Raw genomic sequence first — 16,478 nt, 5'->3', positions numbered from 1 at the left:
GCCCGCTCCGCCCTCCCGCTCCAACGGCAAGGGGCCGGCGGTCTCGCGCAGGCCCGGTCAGGCGGCCTTCTTGGCCCGCTTGGCGATCGTGACGAGCCCGCGCAGGATCTGCGTCGTCTCCTTCAGCCGCCGCGGGATGCCGTCGAGCTCGCGGATGAACACGACGCTCATGTCGGGCCGCACCTTGGCGAAGGAGCCCTGCTCCACGACCATGGCGGCGAGCCCTTGCGGGTTGGCGAAGGAACGGTTGCGGAAGTGGACAACCACGCCCTTCGGCCCGGCCTCGACCTTCTCGACATTGGCGTCGCGGCACAGGATCTTGATGGTCACGATCTTCAGGAGCTGTTCCACCTCCGGCGGCAGCGGGCCGAAACGGTCGATCAGCTCGGCACCGAAGCTCTCCATCTCGGCATCGTTCTCGAGGGTCGAGAGGCGCCGGTATAGGCCGAGCCGGACGGTCAGATCCTCGACGTAATCCTCGGGGATCGTGACCGGAGCGCCGAGCGCGATGGTCGGCGACCACGCCTCCTCCACCGGCTCCTCGATGCCGGCCTTGAGGGCGGTGACCGCATCCTCCAGCATCTGCTGGTAGAGCTCGTAGCCGACTTCCTTGATGTGGCCGGACTGGGCATCGCCCAGGAGGTTGCCGGCGCCGCGGATGTCGAGATCGTGGCTCGCGAGCTGGAAGCCGGCGCCCAGCGTGTCGAGGCTCTGGAGCACCTTCAGGCGCTGTTCGGCCTGGGTCGTGAGCTGGCGGTTGGCCGGCGTCGTGAACAGGGCGTAGGCCCGCGCCTTCGAGCGGCCGACACGCCCGCGCAACTGGTAGAGCGCGGCCAGACCGAACATGTCGGCCCGGTGCACGATCAGCGTGTTGGCGGTCGGGATGTCGAGGCCAGATTCGACGATCGTGGTCGAGAGCAGCACGTCGTACTTGCCCTCGTAGAACGCCGTCATCACGTCCTCGAGCTGGCCCGCCGCCATCTGGCCGTGGGCGACCGCGACGGTGGTCTCGGGCATCTCGGTGTCGAGGAAGCGTTTGACCTCGGCCAGATCCTCGATGCGCGGGGCGACGTAGAACGACTGGCCGCCGCGATAGCGTTCGCGCAGCAGCGCCTCGCGAACCAGCAGCGGATCGAACGGTGTCACGAAGGTCCGCACCGCCAGCCGGTCCATCGGGGGCGTGGCGATGATCGAGAGTTCGCGCACACCCGTCATGGCGAGCTGCAGGGTGCGCGGAATCGGGGTGGCCGAGAGCGTCAGCACGTGCACGTCGGCCTGAAGCGCCTTAAGCCGCTCCTTGTGGGCGACGCCGAAATGCTGCTCCTCGTCGACGATGATGAGGCCGAGATCCTTGAACGCGACGTTCTTGGCGAGCAGGGCATGGGTGCCGACGACGATATCGACCGTGCCGTCGGCGAGCCCGGCCCGGTTCTGGCGCTGCTCGCCCGCCGAGACAAAGCGGGAGAGCTGCGCGACGTTGATCGGCAGTCCCTTAAACCGTTCGGCAAACGTGCGAAAATGCTGGCGGGCGAGTAGCGTGGTGGGCACCACCACCGCCACCTGCTTGCCGGAGATCGCCGCCGCGAACGCGGCGCGCAGGGCCACCTCGGTCTTGCCGAAGCCGACATCGCCGCAGACGAGCCGGTCCATCGGACGCCCCGCATTGAGGTCGTCGAGCACCGCGTCGATGGCGTTGGCCTGATCCTCGGTCTCCTGGAAGGCGAAGCGGGCGGCGAATTCCTCGTAGAGCCCCTCCGGCGCCTTGAGGCTGGGGGCGGACTTCACGAACCGCGCGGCGGCGATTTTGATGAGGTCGCCGGCCATCTCGAGGATGCGGCGCTTCATCTTGGCCTTGCGGGCCTGCCACGCCCCGCCGCCGAGGCGGTCGAGCGCGACCTCCGAATCCTCGGAGCCGTAGCGGGTCAGGAGCTCGATGTTCTCGACCGGCAGCAGCAGCAGGCCGCCGGCATATTGCAGTTCGAGGCAGTCATGCGGCGCGCCCGCCGCGGTGACGGTCTTGAGGGTGACGAAGCGGCCGATGCCGTGGTCGGCATGGACCACGAGATCGCCGGGCTGGAGCGCCTGCACCTCCAGGATGATGTCCTGCGGGCGCTTGGACTTGCGCTTCTGGCGCACCAGCCGGTCGCCCAGGATGTCGCCCTCGGCCACCACCGCGAGCCGGTCGAGGGTGAAGCCGGATTCCAGCCCCCAGACCGCGACCGCCACATCGGTGCCGCGCTTGAGCGCGTTGACCGCGGCGAAGGTGTTGATCACCGTCGGCTTCTTGAGCCCGTGGTCGGTCAGCACGCCGCAGAGCCGGTCGCGCGAGCCCTCGGACCAGGATCCAAGGATCACGTGATGCCCGGATGCTTGGAGATCCCGGATATGCGCGACGGCCGCGTCGAACACGCTGGCCGCGTCGTCGGCCCGCTCGGGCGCGAAGCTTCGCCCGGCCCTGGCGCCGCAATCGATGACCGCGCGCTCGTCGGAATCCGGCGTCGCGAAGGGGGTGAGCCGGACCACCGTGCCGGACTCGACCTTGCTCTTCCACTCGTTGGGCGTGAGGTAGAGCGCGCGCGGCGGCAGCGGCTTGTAGGGCGCGACGCCGCTCTGCGGGTTCTTGAGCGCCGCTTCGCGGGCCTGGAAATAGTCCTGGATCAGGGCCAGCCGCTCGGTGGCCGCCTCCTCCACCTGCGGGTCGAACAGCATCGGCACGTCGCCGAGATAGTCGAACAGGGTGTCGAGGCCGTCGTAGAACAGCGGCATCCAGTGCTCGAGGCCGGCATAGCGCCGGCCCTCGCTCACCGTCTCGTAGAGCCGGTCGTCACGGGTCGCCGCGCCGAAGCTCGACAGATAGCCCTGCCGGAAGCGCCGGATCGTCTCGGTGGTGAGCTGCACCTCGCTCATCGGCACGAGGTCGAGGGAGCGCAAGGACCCCACCGTGCGCTGCGTCTCCGGATCGAAGGCGCGGATCGATTCGAGCGTGTCGCCGAAGAAGTCGAGGCGGATCGGGTTCGGCAGGCCGGGGGGCGACAGGTCGAGGATACCGCCGCGCACGGCGTATTCGCCCGTATCCCGCACCGTTCCCGTGCGCAGGAAGCCGTTCGCTTCCACCCAGGCCACGACCTTGTCCATCGGCACGACGTTGCCGATCGCCGCCGAGAAGGTCTCGACGGCCACGCGCGACCGCGGCGGCACCCGCTGCACCAGAGCGTTGACGGTGGTGCAGAGAATACGCGGCTTCTCTTCCGACGAGCGCGAACGGGTCAGCCGCGACAGCGCGGTCATGCGCTGGGCGGCGATGGCCCCGTTCGGCGAGACCCGGTCGTAGGGCTGGCAGTCCCAGGCCGGAACGCTCATCGCCTCGATCTCGGGGGCGACGAATTTCAGCGCGTTCTGGAAGGCGTTGGAGCGGCCGGAATCGCGGGCGACGTGGACCAGCACCGCCGGCCCCTCGAACGAACCGGACAGCGCGCGGGCGAGGTCGGCGGCCACCAGCGCATCGAAGCCGTCGGGGACGCTCGCCAGCGTCGGGCTGTCGCCACGCTTGATCGCATCGAGCGCCTTGGTGAGCGGCGCCGATTTCGGCAGGGCGAAGCGCGCGGTCTGCGGCTTCGGAGCGGGTGGCTTGGGTTGGGGCTTGGCCATCGAGCGTGCTGTATCAGGGGAAACGGATCGGGATGGGGCGTGGATCACCCGCGATCCAAACCATTCCCCTCATCCTGAAGTGCAGAGCGAAGATAAGCCTCGAAGGAGGGCTCCAGGGATCGCACGGTCTCTGGAGCCCTCGTTCGAGGCCCGCTGACGCGGGCACCTCAGGATGAGGGGGCAAGTGGAAGATAGGGAGCGCCGATCCCCGTTTCAGCTATGGATCGGCGCGTCGTGCCGATGAAACGCCTTGAGCCGGCGGTAGACGGCGGTGTCGTAGTTCTCCGGGGTCGCGTCCTCTCCCGTGAGCCAGCGGAACAGATCGCGGTCGGGCACCTCGATCAGCGCCTCGAACTGCGTCAGCTCCTCCTCGGACAGCGCGCCGATCTCGGCATCGGCGAAGCGGCCCATGATCAGGTCCATCTCGCGGATGCCGCGGTGCCACGCGCGAAACAGCGTGCGGCGGCGGCGCGGGTCGAGGTCGGCGCTGGTTCGGGTGGTGCCGGACATGGGCTGTCCCCTGGTAATCCTGACCCCGCATGTAGAGGGGCGTGCAGCTCCGGGCAAACGGCGCGTCCGGCGTAAGGATCCGACGGGACGCACGCGCATGATGTCATATGCCCAGATGCGACGGAGGCAGGAAGCAGGGTATACGGAGCCCGAGCATCGCCCACGTTTCAAAGGCCCAAGCCTCCGGTCACATGACCTCGGATACCAGCCAGACCCTCGGGCACCCTGCAGATGCGGCCCCTCCCCGCTCCGGCGGGGATGTCGCCCCCGGCCTTCGCCCCAGCCTCCTCGACCCGCTCTTTGCCCCCGCCCGCGGTCTGCCCGGCGTCGGACCGAAGATCGCGCCGCTCATCGAAAAGCTGCTCGGCTCCGAGGAGCGGCCGGCCCGCGTCGCCGACCTGCTGTTCCACCTGCCCCAGAGCGGGGTCGCCAGGCCGCTCTGCGGCTCGATCCGCGATGCGCCGACGGGTGAGCCCGTCACGCTCGGCGTCACTGTGGTGGCCCACCGGCCACCGATGCTCGGCAAGCGGGCCTTCCGGGTGCTGGTCGAGGACGGGACCGGCGACATCAGCCTCGTCTTCTTCGGCATGCCGCGGGGCCGCATCGAGAAGATGCTGCCGCTCGGCAGCCATCGCTACGTTTCGGGCCGGATCGACCTGTGGGACGGCACGCGGCAGATGGTGCATCCCTCGCGCATCCTTGACCAGGAAGGATTGGCCAGCCTGCCCGCCGTCGAGCCGATCTACGGCGCGACCGAGGGGCTGACCTCGCGGGTCATCAGCCGGATCGTCCACGGCGCGCTCGACCGGCTTCCCGTCCTGCCCGAGTGGCAGGACGCGTCCTATCTCGCCCGCAACCGTTTTCCCCCCTTCGCGGAGGCTCTGCGCATCGAGCACCGGCCGGAGGAGGCGCCCCCGCCCCCGGTCGAGGGACAGGCGCTGCCTGCGAGCCCCGCCCGCAAGCGCCTCGCCTACGACGAGTTGCTCGCCTCGCAGCTCGCGCTCGCCCTGGTGCGCGCCCGGCAGCGGCGGAAGCCCGGCCGGGTCAATGCCGGCGACGGGCATCTGAAAGAGCGCGTCGAGGCCGCCCTGCCCTTCGCGCTGACCGGCGCGCAGGCGCGGGCGGTCGAAGAAATCCGCGCTGACATGGCCGCCGAGCGGCGGATGCTGCGCCTGCTCCAGGGCGATGTCGGCTCCGGCAAGACGGCGGTGGCGTTGCTCGCCATGGCCTCGGCGGTGGAAGCCGGGCGGCAGGCGGCGCTGATGGCGCCGACCGAGATTCTGGCGCGCCAGCATTACGAGCGCTTGGTGCCGCTCGCGGGTGCCATGCGCCTGCGGCTGCTGACCGGCCGCGACCGGGCCGCCGAGCGGCGGGCGACGCTGGCGGATCTCGCGGCGGGCGAGATCGACATCGTGGTCGGCACCCACGCCCTGTTCCAGGAGTCGGTCGCGTTCCGCGATCTCGGCCTCGCGGTGGTGGACGAGCAGCACCGCTTCGGCGTGCACCAGCGCCTCGCGCTCGGCGCCAAGGGCGAGGCGGTGGACATCCTCGTGATGACCGCCACCCCGATCCCGCGCACGCTGGCGCTGACCTTCTTCGGCGACATGGACGTCTCGGTGCTCGACGAGAAGCCGGCCGGGCGCCAGCCGATCAAGACCATCACCGTGCCGGTGGAGCGCATCGACGAGGTGGTGGGCGGCCTGCATCGGGCCCTGGCCGCGGGCGACCGGGTCTACTGGATCTGCCCGCTGGTCGCCGAATCGGAATATGTCGATCTCGCCGCCGCCGCCGAGCGGTTCGAGGATCTGCAGAAGCATTTCGGCGACGCGGTCGGCCTGATCCACGGCAAAATGCCGGGGCCGGAGAAGGACGCGGCGATGGAGGCCTTCGCCGCCGGCCGAACCCGCGTGCTGGTCTCGACCACCGTCGTGGAGGTCGGCGTCGATGTGCCGGAGGCCACCATCATGGTGATCGAGCATGCCGAGCGCTTCGGACTGGCCCAGCTCCACCAGCTCCGCGGCCGGGTCGGGCGCGGCTCGAAGGCCTCCTCCTGCCTGCTGCTCTATCGCGGGCCCCTCGGCCAGGTCGCCAAGGCGCGCCTGGAGATGATGCGCTCGAGCGAGGACGGCTTTCGCATCGCCGAGGAAGACCTGCGCCTGCGCGGCGAGGGCGAGGTACTCGGCACCCGCCAATCCGGCGCCGCCGCCTTCCGCCTCGCCCGGCTCGAGACCGACGGCGACCTGCTGGAGGCCGCCCGCGACGACGCGCGGCTGATCGTGGAGCGCGACCCGCGCCTCCAGAGCGAGCGCGGCCGGGCGCTCAGGGTGCTGCTCTACCTGTTCGAGCGCGAAGCGGCGATCCGGCTGATCGGGGCGGGCTGACGGAGCGTTCGCGCGGCGGCCGGGCAAAGCCCGGTTCTGCCACCGGAGGCAGCCCCTCGGACGCCGAATATGATCGCCCGTTCAGAAACCGACGATCCTGAACGGGTCGTTCAGGAAGCCGAGGCCGCCGCTCCGGACATTCCCGGCTGCGGCAACGCTGCGCGGGAAAAGAGCGTTTTCCGTTTCCAATCAAGCCTTTGCGCAGCATCGCTCGCACTCGGAACGAGCGTCGGACAAGGCAGAAAAAGCGGAATTACCTTGTATCTGCCCCAATTGCCGCTTAACTGGAGATGAACAAACGGCCTCGTAGACCGGGGTGCCACTGGAAAAAAGGAGGATCGCTATGTCGATCGCACCGTTCCAACGCCTGCCGGGTTCCTCCGAGAATTGGGGAGCCGATACGCTTTCCATCGAACCCTGGCTCATGCCGATCTCGGACCGCGAGACGCGCGACGAGACGTCGACGGACGCTCTGGTGAACGCCGTGCGGCAATCCTCGCGCCGGCTCTGGATCGCGGCCAACGCGCTGTGTGCGGGCCTCGCCCTGCTGGTGACGGTTCAGATCGCCAGCGATTGGTCCTCGCCGGTCGCCCGCCCTGCGGCCACCCATCAGGTCGCCGACGCGACCCCGCCGACGCTGCCGGTCGAGAAGGCGTCGCTCCAGCACTAAGGCCGTCAGGCCTCGGAACGCTCTACAGATCCTGGCGCGCCGGTTCACGGCGCGCCTTTTCCGTTTCTGCGGCCTCGCCTTCCTGCATCTGCGCCTGCCGCAAGGACGCGGCCATGGCCTGCAGGCCCGCCCGCGGATCCTCCGGCTGGATCACGCCCGCCGACATCACGAGCTTGGCCGCGTCGTCCACGCTGATGCCGACCTCGACGATGTCCGAGCGCGGCAGGTAGAAGAAGAACCCCGTGGTCGGGTTCGGCGCGCAGGGCAGGAACACGCCGACGTAATCTTTCGACTCGCCCCCCTCCTTCGCATGGAGCGCGCCCTGCACTTCGTTGGCCGCGGGTGCGGAGAGGAACACCACCGACCACGTCCCCTTCACCGGAAACTCCACGAGTCCGACGGTGCGGAACGAGGTGCCGTTGGCCGAGAACAAAGTCTCGAAGATCTGGCGCAGGCCGCGGTAGAGCCCGGAGATGACGGGCGTGCGGGCCAGCAGCACCTCGCCGAACTCGACCACCGAGCGCCCAACCAGGTTGGCGGTGAGAAAGCCCAGCAGCGTCACCGCGACGAAGGCGATGACGAGGCCGATTCCGGGGATCGAGAAGGGCAGGTAGTGGTCCGGCAGATAGCTGACCGGCACCAGCGGCTTCACCCATCCGTCGATGAGGGCGATGAACCACCACGTGATGTAGATCGTGATCGCGAGCGGGCCCGCGACGATCACGCCGGTAAGGAAGTAGGTCCGCAGCCGGCCCCGGGCGCTGACGCGCGTCTTGGACGAGGCGGGTTCCGGAGCATCCGGAATCGGCGAGAGGGTCGGCGCCACGTATGCACCTCGAGAGACGGACGAGCGGACGGACGGATCCATCCCGGCCTCCGGCTCTCCGGGGCAGAGACGTAGCGGCTGCGCACGGGCGGCTCAAGAGCAACCGGTGCCGAAGGGCGGATTGAGTGGTGCGCGAGGCAACTTGATCGGGGCCCGAGAAATCTTACCTCGGAACAGCCCGCTGTGGCCAAGGTTCAGCGATAAGTTTCAGGGAGAAGACCCGATGCACGTCACCATCGAACAGGCGGAAAAGGCGATTCAAGCGGCCCGCGCCAAGGCGGTCGAACTCGGCACCCAGATGTGCATCGCGATTGTCGATTCGGGCGGCAACCTCAAGGCCTTCCACCGCATGGACGGCGCCTGGGTCGGCTCGATCGACATCGCGCAGAAGAAGGCCAAGACCGCCGTCTTCTTCGGCATGAAGACCGGCCAGATCGGCGCCCTGTCGCAGCCCGGCGGCTCGCTCTACGGCATCGAGCACTCGAACCAGGGCCTCATCACCTTCCCCGGCGGCATCCCGATCGTCGATGCGGATGGCGAAATGTCGGGCGCCATCGGCGTCAGCGGCTCGTCGGTGGAGAACGATGACGCGGTGGCGCTCGCAGGCGCCAGCGCAATCGGCGACACCGAGCTGCCCGACCACCCCTGGCGCACCTGATTCGTTGGCAGGCGCATCGATCCGAAGGCCGGATCGGTGCGCCGAGCGGTACTCCCGCCGCTCACTCCACCGTGACGGACTTGGCCAGATTGCGCGGCTGATCGACGTCTTTCCCCATGAAGACGGCGGTGTGGTAGGCGATGAGCTGGATCGGCACCGCGTAGACGATCGGCGCGATCACCGGGTCCACATCCGGCATGGTCAGCGTCGCCAGCGTGTCGAGCCCGGCGGCCGCCGCGCCCTTCGCGTCGCCGACGAGGATGATCTTGCCGCCGCGGGCGGCGACCTCCTGCATGTTCGACACGGTCTTCTCGAAGATGGCGTCGTGCGGCGCGATCACGATCACCGGCACGCTCTCGTCGATCAGGGCGATCGGCCCATGCTTGAGTTCGCCCGCCGCGTAGCCTTCCGCGTGGATGTAGCTGATTTCCTTCAGCTTCAGCGCGCCTTCGAGCGCCATCGGGTAGCTCGTGCCGCGGCCGAGATAGAGCACGTCGCGGGCCTTCGCGATCTCGCGGGCGAGCCCCTCGACCTCGGCTTCCATCTTCACCGCCTCGGCCATCAAGCCGGGGGCAGTGATGAGCGCATCGACGACGGCGCGCTCGCGCTCCGCGCTCAGGGTGCCGCGGGCGCGCCCGGCAGCCAGCGCGAGGCAGAGCAGCACGGTAAGCTGGCAGGAGAAGGCCTTGGTCGAGGCGACCCCGATTTCGGGCCCGGCGAAGGTCGGCATCACCGCCGAAGATTCCCGGGCGATGGTCGAGGTCGGCACGTTGACGACCGCCAGCGTGTGCTGGCCCTGTGCCTTGGCGTAGCGCAGTGAGGCGAGCGTGTCGGCGGTCTCGCCCGATTGCGAGATCACGAGCGTCAGCCCGTCCCGCTCCAGCGGCGGCTCGCGGTAGCGGGTCTCGGAGGCGACGTCGATCTCGACCGGCAGACGCGCCAGGGTCTCGAACCAGTACTTGGCGACGAGGCCGGCATAGTAGGCGGTGCCGCAGGCGGTGATCGAGAGGCGCGAGAGCCGGGCGAAATCGAAGGGCAGCTCCTCCCGTAGGACGACCTGACCGCGCGCCATGTCGACGTAGTTGGCCAGCGTGCGCCCGACGACCTCGGGCTGCTCGTGGATTTCCTTCGCCATGAAGTGGCGGTGATTGCCCTTGTCGACGAGGAAAGCCTGTGTCGCGATTCTTTGGCGCGGCCGGCGCACCACGGCACCGGTGATGTCGCGGATCTCGGCGCCGTCGCGGGTCAGGATCGCCCAATCACCCTCTTCGAGATAGGTGATCTGATCGGTGAACGGCGCGAGCGCGAGCGCATCCGAGCCGAGATAAGTCTCGCCCTGCCCGAAGCCGATGGCCAGCGGCGCGCCGTGGCGGGCGCCGATCAGGAAATCGTCCTCGCCCGCGAACAGGAAGGCCAGGGCGAAGGCGCCGTGCAGGCGCGGCAGCGCCGCCTCGACGGCAGCCACAGGCCCGAGCCCCTGCTCCATCAGGTGGCTGACGAGCTGCGCCACGACCTCGGTATCGGTCTCGCTCTCGAAGCGCGCGCCCGCTGCTTCGAGTTCGCTCTTCAACTCGCGGAAATTCTCGATGATGCCGTTATGGACCACCGCCAGCCGCTCGGTGGCGTGCGGGTGGGCATTGGTCTCGTTGGGGCGTCCATGCGTAGCCCAGCGTGTATGGCCGATGCCGATCGCGCCCGGAAGCGGCGCCTGGGCCAGCTTGAGCTGCAGGTTCGAGAGCTTGCCCTCGGCCCGGCGGCGGTCGAGCCGGCCGTGATCCAAGGTGGCGATGCCGGCCGAATCGTAGCCGCGATACTCGAGCCGCCGCAGCGCCTCGACCAACGCGTCCGCGACCGACTCACGCCCGACGATGCCGACGATTCCGCACATGGCCGATCCTGAAGCCGTTGATCAGAGGCGCCGTCACATCCCGTGATGGGATGTCCGCCCGAGGCGAGGCTTCCTGCGGTGCAAGAGGAGCCCGACCTTGAGCTTGGCGCGGATGGAAAGGCTTGTACGGATCACAGCGCGGGAAGGCCAGCACCCGCCGCCGGAAGCCGTTCGGCTCGGCCGCTCAGCTCTTCTTCGCCTCACGCGCCGCCTTGGCAGCCTTCAGGGTCTGACGCAGGGTCTTGGCCGCTCCCTCGCGGGTGATTTGCCGCCCCCGCGCGACGGCCAGCGCGTCCGCCGGCACGTCGCGGGTGATAACCGAGCCGGCCCCGACCAGCGCCCCCGCGCCGACGCTGACCGGCGCCACCAGCGCCGAATTCGAGCCGATGAAGGCGCCCTCGCCGATGAGCGTGCGGTGCTTCGACACGCCGTCGTAATTGCAGGTGATGGTACCCGCGCCGATATTGGCGCCCGCTCCGATCTCGGCGTCACCGAGATAGGTCAGGTGCGAGGCCTTGGCGCCCGCATGCAGGGTCGCGTTCTTGATCTCGACGAAGTTGCCGAGATGGACGCCCGCCTCCAGCACCGCACCGCCGCGCAGGCGCACATGCGGGCCGATATCGGCGCCCTCCATCAGTCGGGCATCGTGCAGGTGCGAGAAGGCGCGGATGGTGCAGCCGTCGCCGATGACGACGCCGGGACCGAACACGCAGTGCGGCTCGACGACGACGTCGCGTCCAAGGATCGTATCGACGCTGAAGAACACCGTCTCGGGCGCGATCAGCGTCGCCCCGCCGAGCTGGGCCGCCCGGCGCAGGCGTGCCTGGATCGTGGCCTCGGCCTGGCTGAGCTGCACACGGTCGTTGACGCCCTGCGCCTCCGCCTCGTCCACGGGCACCACGGCGACGGAGAGGCCGTCGCCGGCGGCGAGCGCCACCGCGTCGGTGAGGTAGTATTCGCGGTTGGCGTTGTCGTTGCCGATCCGCTCCAGCAGCGACAGGGCGTGCGCGCCCGACAGCGCCATCAGCCCGGCATTGGACAGGCGCACCGCCCGCTCCTCCTGCGAGGCGTCCTTCTCCTCGCGGATTGCCAGGACACGGCCCCCTTCCGTCAGCACGCGCCCGTAGCCGGTGGGGTCGGCGGCCTCGAAGGCCAGCACCGCCACCGCCGCGCCCTCGCGCAAGGGCGCGCGCAGGCGGGCATAGGTTTCGGCCGTGACGAGGGGCGTATCGCCGAAGGCCACGATCACGTCCTGCCCGCCCTCCAGGGATGCGCGGGCGGCGAGCACCGCGTGGGCGGTGCCGAGGCGCTCGGCCTGCGGATGGATGCCGGCGCCAGGCGCCAGCCGTTCGATCTCGCGGACAACGTCCTCGCGGCCCGGCTCGACCACTACGGCAAGGCGGGCGGCGCCCGCCTCCTGCACCGCGGCGAGCACATGGCCGAGCATCGAGCGGTTGGCCAGCGCGTGAAGCACCTTGGGCCGATCGGAACGCATTCGCGTGCCCTTTCCGGCCGCCAGCACGATCGCGGTGAAGCCGCTCTCCGCCCCGTGGTTCGCGCCTGCCGTCATCGAAATCCGCTTCCTATCGTCTAGGAGTGCTTCACGAAACGCGGGGTTACCCGATCGCCCTCCCCTGCCAGCCGCGACGAAGCAAGCAGAAGCGGAGTGAAAGACACTGAATCGAGGGCCCGTTTAGCTGATCGGACGGCGGGCGCGAAGAGTGTGCGGAACGGCGCCGGTACAGCGGGGCAAGCGGCGCGAGGCAGAGGCCGCGACCTGAGAAGGCCTCACCACGGCAGGCAGCGGATCTGAAGCAGATCCTCCGCGCTCACCCGGATGCCGAACGCCAGAACGCGCCAAGCCGGCATCGTCGCGAGGCCGAGGCCGGCGGCGAGGACGAGCCAGGGCCAAGCCCGCCGTAGGGTCTTCGTGTCCCGCCGCAGGCCGCCCTCTCCCGCCCGCCTCATCGCCGCAGCGCGGCGGGAGCCGCCCCAGCCTGTCGGCGCCGCGTCCGCAGCAGCCAGAGGCCGCCCAGCAGCATGGCGAGGCCCCAGGCGAGGAAGCCGAGATCCCAGGCCAGCCAGTGTGCCCGGTCCACCTGCTCGTTGACGTGGTGCACGCCGAGCCACTGGTGGTCGATCAGCCCTTCGACGAGGTTGAACAGCCCCCAGCCGACGAGAAGGCTGCCGGCAAGCGCCCGGTTCGACCAGCTGAGATGCCGCCCCCGCGCCCGGCGCCACAGGATGAACAGCCCGACCACGACGAAGACGTAGGTGGCGCTGTGGAAAATCCCGTCCCACAGCGTGTTGAGTTCGAGGTTTTCGATCGAGGTGATTGGGTACCAGGAACTCAGCATGTGGTGCCATTGCAGCACTTGATGCAGCACGATGCCGTCGAAGAAGCCGCCGAGGCCGAGCCCGAACAGCACGCCCGCCGCGACCGGGAAGTCGGCCCCCTCCGCCGGCGCGGGAGCGCTCGCTTGATCGCGCATTGCCGCCGGCCTCACGGTGAACGGTAGGCGGAGCCGTCCTCGGCCCGCGCTGGCGTCTCGACGTAGCGGCCCTGATCCGGCACGGCGACGCGCTCGAAATCTTGCGCCAGCGCATCGAGGCCGCGGCGCAGTTCCGGCCCGTGGAGGGCGCGTCCGTGGCCCGTCACCGCCCGTTCGGGCTTGAGCGCCGCAAGGCTGCGCACCGAGCCGCCCGCGGCCGGCCAGTCGATGGTCAGATACATCGGCGGGCCGTGCACCTCCGGCTCCTGGGTGGCCACGGCATAGGCTGATTCCTGGGCGGTGGTGACGAAGGCGTCACCCACGATCAGGCTGCCATCGGCCTCGCGCCAGAACGAAACGTGGCCCGGCGCATGGCCCGGCGTATGGAGCCAGCGCCAGCCCGGCATCGGCGGCACGCTGCCGTCGGCGGGCAGCATTTGCAGGCGCGACGACACGTTCACGGGCTTGGTGGGGTAGAGCGGCGCGATACGCGCCATCAGGCCGCCACCGACGCTCGGATCCGGCGTCGGGTAGGCGGCGCTGCCGTCGAGATAAGGGCGTTCGAGCCCATGGGCGTAGACTGGGGTGTCCCACTCTTCCGCCAGATCCTCCAGCACGCCGACATGGTCGAAATGGCCGTGGGTCAGCACGATGGCCGCCGGGCGCGCACCCTCGCCGAAGCGGGCGGCGGCGGCGCTGCGGATCGCGGCCTTCGAACCCGGAATGCCGGCATCGACGAGGACCCAGTTGCGGTCACCCGCGCCGGGGGAGCCGACGAACACGACGTTGGCCAGAACGAGGCGGCGATAGGCGAGATCGGGCGCGATCTCGTGGGTGCCGTCGTCGCGCTCGGCATCGGCCCGCGGATCGTCGGCGCGGGCCTCGCGGCTGATCGGGATCTGCTGCGCCATGGCCTTCTCCTGTGCGGGGTGGGACGGGAGCCGGCGAGCGTTCCGGCTGTGCGGGAAGGGGCGTCACGGGAAGAGTCGTCACGGGAAGGCTGGCGCGAAAGCTTTGTTCCCGCCCCGCGACAGGACAGAAACGACGACCGCGGAGCATTCATTCGGAAACCGAGCGCGCGCGCTCCGGTTGGAAGTCTATCGGTCGCCAGGGCGACCCGGCATTTGCGATCTCAGGGCCCGTCACCGTGCCGTTGCTGTCCCGTGCCGCCGTCTCGATGCCTCTGTCACGCGGCTGCCGAGCGGCGGCTTCATGATCGGCCTTCCGCAAAACCCTCGATTCCGGACCCGCTGCCGTGAGTGATCCCACCTACCCGCCCCTCGACAGGCTCAAGCCCGTGGCCTTCGGTCTCTGGATCGTGGACAGCGGCCCGATCCACGCCGCCGGCCTGCCGCTGCCCGTGCGCATGACCGTCGTGCGGCTTGCCGACGGCGGCGTATGGCTGCACTCGCCGACCCGCTACGACGCGCGCCTGCACCGCGAGATCGAGGCGCTCGGGCCGATCCGCCACCTCGTCGCACCCAATGTCGGGCACTGGACCTATCTGAAGGAATGGCAGCGGCATTGCCCGCAGGCCCTGACCTGGGCGGCCCCGAACCTGCGCGAGCGCCGGCAGGTCCGTCAGGCGGGCGTGCGGCTCGACCGGGATCTCGGCGACGCGGCTCCGCCCGAATGGGCCGACGACCTGTCGCAGGTGGTGGTGCCCGGCGGCTTCGGCTTTCGCGAAGTCGCCTTCTTCCACGCTGCCTCGGCGACGCTGATCCTAACCGACCTCGTGCTGAACCTGGAACCGGAGAAGCTCCCGCCCCTGATGCGCCCGCTCCTGCGGATCGCCGGTGCGACCGCGCCCGATGGACGGGCGCCGATCTATCTCAGGCTGGTGGTGCGCCTGCGCAAGCGCGACGCAGCCCGTGCCGCAGCGCAGCTCGTCGCCCTGTCGCCGGAGCGGGTGGTGTTCAGCCACGGCGCCTGGTTCGACCGGAACGGCACAGCCGAACTGCGCCGCTCCCTCCGCTGGTTGCTCGACTAAGGCTAATCGAGCGCTTTTCTGCCGATCGCTCAGGCGTTCGTGCGCCCGCGGTGATTGGGATCGACCCCGCCCTCCGGTGTGGTCTCGTTCTCGACATCACCCTCGAAGGTGGAATCTCCCTCGATCGCCTCCGGGTCGGTTCCGGTCAGCCCCTTCGACTGCCCGATGCCCGGATTGCCCTTCAGGTCGGCATCGCTCGGCGTATCCGTCTTCAGATGCTTCGACATGCGAACGTCGTCTCCCGGTGTCTTGGTTTGAGTCCGGGCAACCGGGGTTCTCGAAGGGTGTTCCAGGCGCATCCTGTCTCACCCGCGCAAGCGAAACCGGGCTCGTCCACCGGAATCCTTCGTTCTCGAGCGCTCGTGCGGGTCGCGGCTCACGGCGCCTGCGGCGTCGTGTCCTCCCGCTGCGCCCGGCGCAGAGCGTCGAGCAACGCGCCCTCGATGAGCAGGGCGGAGCCGTAATGGAACTCGATGTCGAAGGCGTGCCGGGAGTTCATGGAGAGCGAGGCGCTCTGCATCGCGACGAGCCGCCCCGCCTCGTCGAACAGTCCCGAACCGGAGCCGCCGTAGCCGTCGTTGCAATCGTGGCGGGCCCGCCGGATGCCGCCTTCCGTCGGCGGGTCGATCCGGCGCACGGTGCAGGTCTCCAGGCTGCTGTCGCCCCGGTAGTTCTGGTGACCGCCGGGGGCGACCAGGGTCACGGCGAGCGACAGGTCGCCGGTGGAGAGGTCGGGGGGCGCATCGGGCACCGGCTGGCGCAGCGCCTCGGCCGGTCGCGCGAGGCGCAGCAGCGCCCAATCGTCGGTGATGTGGAGGCGCGTCGCGTCCGCGGCGACGCCGAGATGCAGGCTCTCGGCGACGAAATCGTAGTTGCGGCCGCCGATCTGGAAGTAGCAGTCGCCGACGGCCCGCGTCGTTTCGAGCTGCCGGTTGCGGAAGTTGTGCGCGTTCAGCATCACGAGCGACGGCGTGCCGATCAGCCACGCGGCGGCCGCCTTTTGCGGCACGCCGTCCGAACGGCGGCACCAGAGGACGCCCGCCCCCGGATAGAGGACGCGGTCGCTGCTCGTCAGGTCGCGGCGCCCGTCCTGGGGATAGAGCGCCGCCGTTTCGGTGATGGCGCGTGCGCGCTCTCGGGCCGGCGCCGCGGCATCGGGCGGCGGGTGCGGCGCATCGTCTCCAAGTGCGGTGCCGCCCCCGGCCCAAACCACGAGGGCGAGGAGCCCGCACACCGCCAGCCTCCCCTGCGCGCGCTGCCCCTGCGCCATGGCCGACAAGCCTCCCGCTTGGTCGGGCCGCTTCGCGAGGGCCCGTTGACGACAACGGTGCGATGGGTCCCGGCCCCGGTCAAGACGATGCCAATACGTTGCGACACTACGCCTTGGCACTTTTAGAATTGCCTTATCGTCCTGA

15 protein-coding genes are annotated in these 16,478 nt (G+C 69.6%); 5 read left to right on the top strand and 10 right to left on the bottom strand.

The annotated features are described in order from the left end of the window. Window positions 1-57: 57 nt before the first annotated feature. Window positions 58-3,648: a transcription-repair coupling factor gene (gene mfd / locus MSPGM_RS21000; protein ID WP_003599088.1), complete on the bottom strand. Its 3,591-nt coding sequence runs from the start codon at window positions 3,646-3,648 to the stop codon at window positions 58-60. Window positions 3,649-3,861: 213 nt separating this feature from the next. Then, window positions 3,862-4,158 (bottom strand): succinate dehydrogenase assembly factor 2, encoded by a 297-nt coding sequence (locus tag MSPGM_RS20995; RefSeq protein WP_003599091.1) that lies wholly within the window; start codon window positions 4,156-4,158, stop codon window positions 3,862-3,864. A gap of 191 nt (window positions 4,159-4,349) precedes the next feature. On the opposite strand from MSPGM_RS20995, the gene recG reads away from it, so the two are divergent. The 3 genes from recG to MSPGM_RS20980 all read left to right on the top strand — a co-directional run bounded on the left by recG (window position 4,350) and on the right by MSPGM_RS20980 (window position 7,209). Then, window positions 4,350-6,539 (top strand): ATP-dependent DNA helicase RecG, encoded by a 2,190-nt coding sequence (gene recG, locus MSPGM_RS20990; protein ID WP_003599092.1) that lies wholly within the window; start codon window positions 4,350-4,352, stop codon window positions 6,537-6,539. Window positions 6,540-6,608: 69 nt separating this feature from the next. Further along, complete coding sequence (locus MSPGM_RS20985) at window positions 6,609-6,833, top strand: hypothetical protein (protein WP_131473064.1); 225 nt, start codon at window positions 6,609-6,611, stop codon at window positions 6,831-6,833. A gap of 49 nt (window positions 6,834-6,882) precedes the next feature. Continuing rightward, window positions 6,883-7,209 (top strand): hypothetical protein, encoded by a 327-nt coding sequence (locus MSPGM_RS20980; protein ID WP_003599094.1) that lies wholly within the window; start codon window positions 6,883-6,885, stop codon window positions 7,207-7,209. A gap of 22 nt (window positions 7,210-7,231) precedes the next feature. Here the strand turns inward: MSPGM_RS20980 and MSPGM_RS20975 are convergent, their stop codons facing one another. Next, window positions 7,232-8,077 (bottom strand): DUF502 domain-containing protein, encoded by an 846-nt coding sequence (locus MSPGM_RS20975; protein ID WP_003599096.1) that lies wholly within the window; start codon window positions 8,075-8,077, stop codon window positions 7,232-7,234. Between the two features lie 181 nt (window positions 8,078-8,258). Between MSPGM_RS20975 and MSPGM_RS20970 the strand changes: the two genes are divergently transcribed. Continuing rightward, a complete protein-coding gene (locus MSPGM_RS20970) occupies window positions 8,259-8,693 on the top strand; it encodes a GlcG/HbpS family heme-binding protein (RefSeq protein ID WP_003599098.1) in 435 nt (144 codons plus the stop codon). 61 nt (window positions 8,694-8,754) lie between these two features. On the opposite strand, the gene glmS is transcribed toward MSPGM_RS20970, so the two are convergent. The 5 genes from glmS to MSPGM_RS20945 all read right to left on the bottom strand — a co-directional run bounded on the left by glmS (window position 8,755) and on the right by MSPGM_RS20945 (window position 13,984). Continuing rightward, window positions 8,755-10,581: a glutamine--fructose-6-phosphate transaminase (isomerizing) gene (glmS, locus tag MSPGM_RS20965; protein WP_003599099.1), complete on the bottom strand. Its 1,827-nt coding sequence runs from the start codon at window positions 10,579-10,581 to the stop codon at window positions 8,755-8,757. Window positions 10,582-10,765: 184 nt separating this feature from the next. Next, a complete protein-coding gene (glmU, locus tag MSPGM_RS20960) occupies window positions 10,766-12,151 on the bottom strand; it encodes a bifunctional UDP-N-acetylglucosamine diphosphorylase/glucosamine-1-phosphate N-acetyltransferase GlmU (protein WP_003599101.1) in 1,386 nt (461 codons plus the stop codon). 218 nt (window positions 12,152-12,369) lie between these two features. Beyond that, window positions 12,370-12,549: a hypothetical protein gene (locus tag MSPGM_RS20955; RefSeq protein WP_003599102.1), complete on the bottom strand. Its 180-nt coding sequence runs from the start codon at window positions 12,547-12,549 to the stop codon at window positions 12,370-12,372. After that, window positions 12,546-13,073, bottom strand: a complete 528-nt coding sequence (locus MSPGM_RS20950) for a DUF2243 domain-containing protein (protein WP_003599104.1) — start codon at window positions 13,071-13,073, stop codon at window positions 12,546-12,548. Before MSPGM_RS20950 ends, MSPGM_RS20955 begins: the two co-directional genes overlap by 4 nt. Before the next feature lie 11 nt (window positions 13,074-13,084). Beyond that, window positions 13,085-13,984: an MBL fold metallo-hydrolase gene (locus MSPGM_RS20945; protein ID WP_003599106.1), complete on the bottom strand. Its 900-nt coding sequence runs from the start codon at window positions 13,982-13,984 to the stop codon at window positions 13,085-13,087. Between the two features lie 344 nt (window positions 13,985-14,328). Here MSPGM_RS20945 and MSPGM_RS20940 point away from each other — a divergent pair, with 344 nt between their 5' ends. Beyond that, window positions 14,329-15,063: a DUF4336 domain-containing protein gene (locus tag MSPGM_RS20940; RefSeq protein ID WP_003599108.1), complete on the top strand. Its 735-nt coding sequence runs from the start codon at window positions 14,329-14,331 to the stop codon at window positions 15,061-15,063. A gap of 29 nt (window positions 15,064-15,092) precedes the next feature. On the opposite strand, the gene MSPGM_RS20935 is transcribed toward MSPGM_RS20940, so the two are convergent. Both MSPGM_RS20935 and MSPGM_RS20930 read right to left on the bottom strand, forming a co-directional pair. Then, complete coding sequence (locus MSPGM_RS20935; RefSeq protein WP_003599109.1) at window positions 15,093-15,290, bottom strand: hypothetical protein; 198 nt, start codon at window positions 15,288-15,290, stop codon at window positions 15,093-15,095. 149 nt (window positions 15,291-15,439) lie between these two features. After that, entirely contained in the window at window positions 15,440-16,333 is an 894-nt protein-coding gene (locus MSPGM_RS20930; protein WP_003599112.1) for a serine protease, read from the bottom strand. Between the last annotated feature and the right edge of the window lie 145 nt (window positions 16,334-16,478).

The organism is Methylorubrum sp. GM97, assembly GCF_024347855.1.
In the GTDB taxonomy this organism is placed as follows: Bacteria; Pseudomonadota; Alphaproteobacteria; order Rhizobiales; family Beijerinckiaceae; genus Methylobacterium; species Methylobacterium extorquens.
This window is presented reverse-complemented; position numbering and strand designations above follow the sequence as displayed.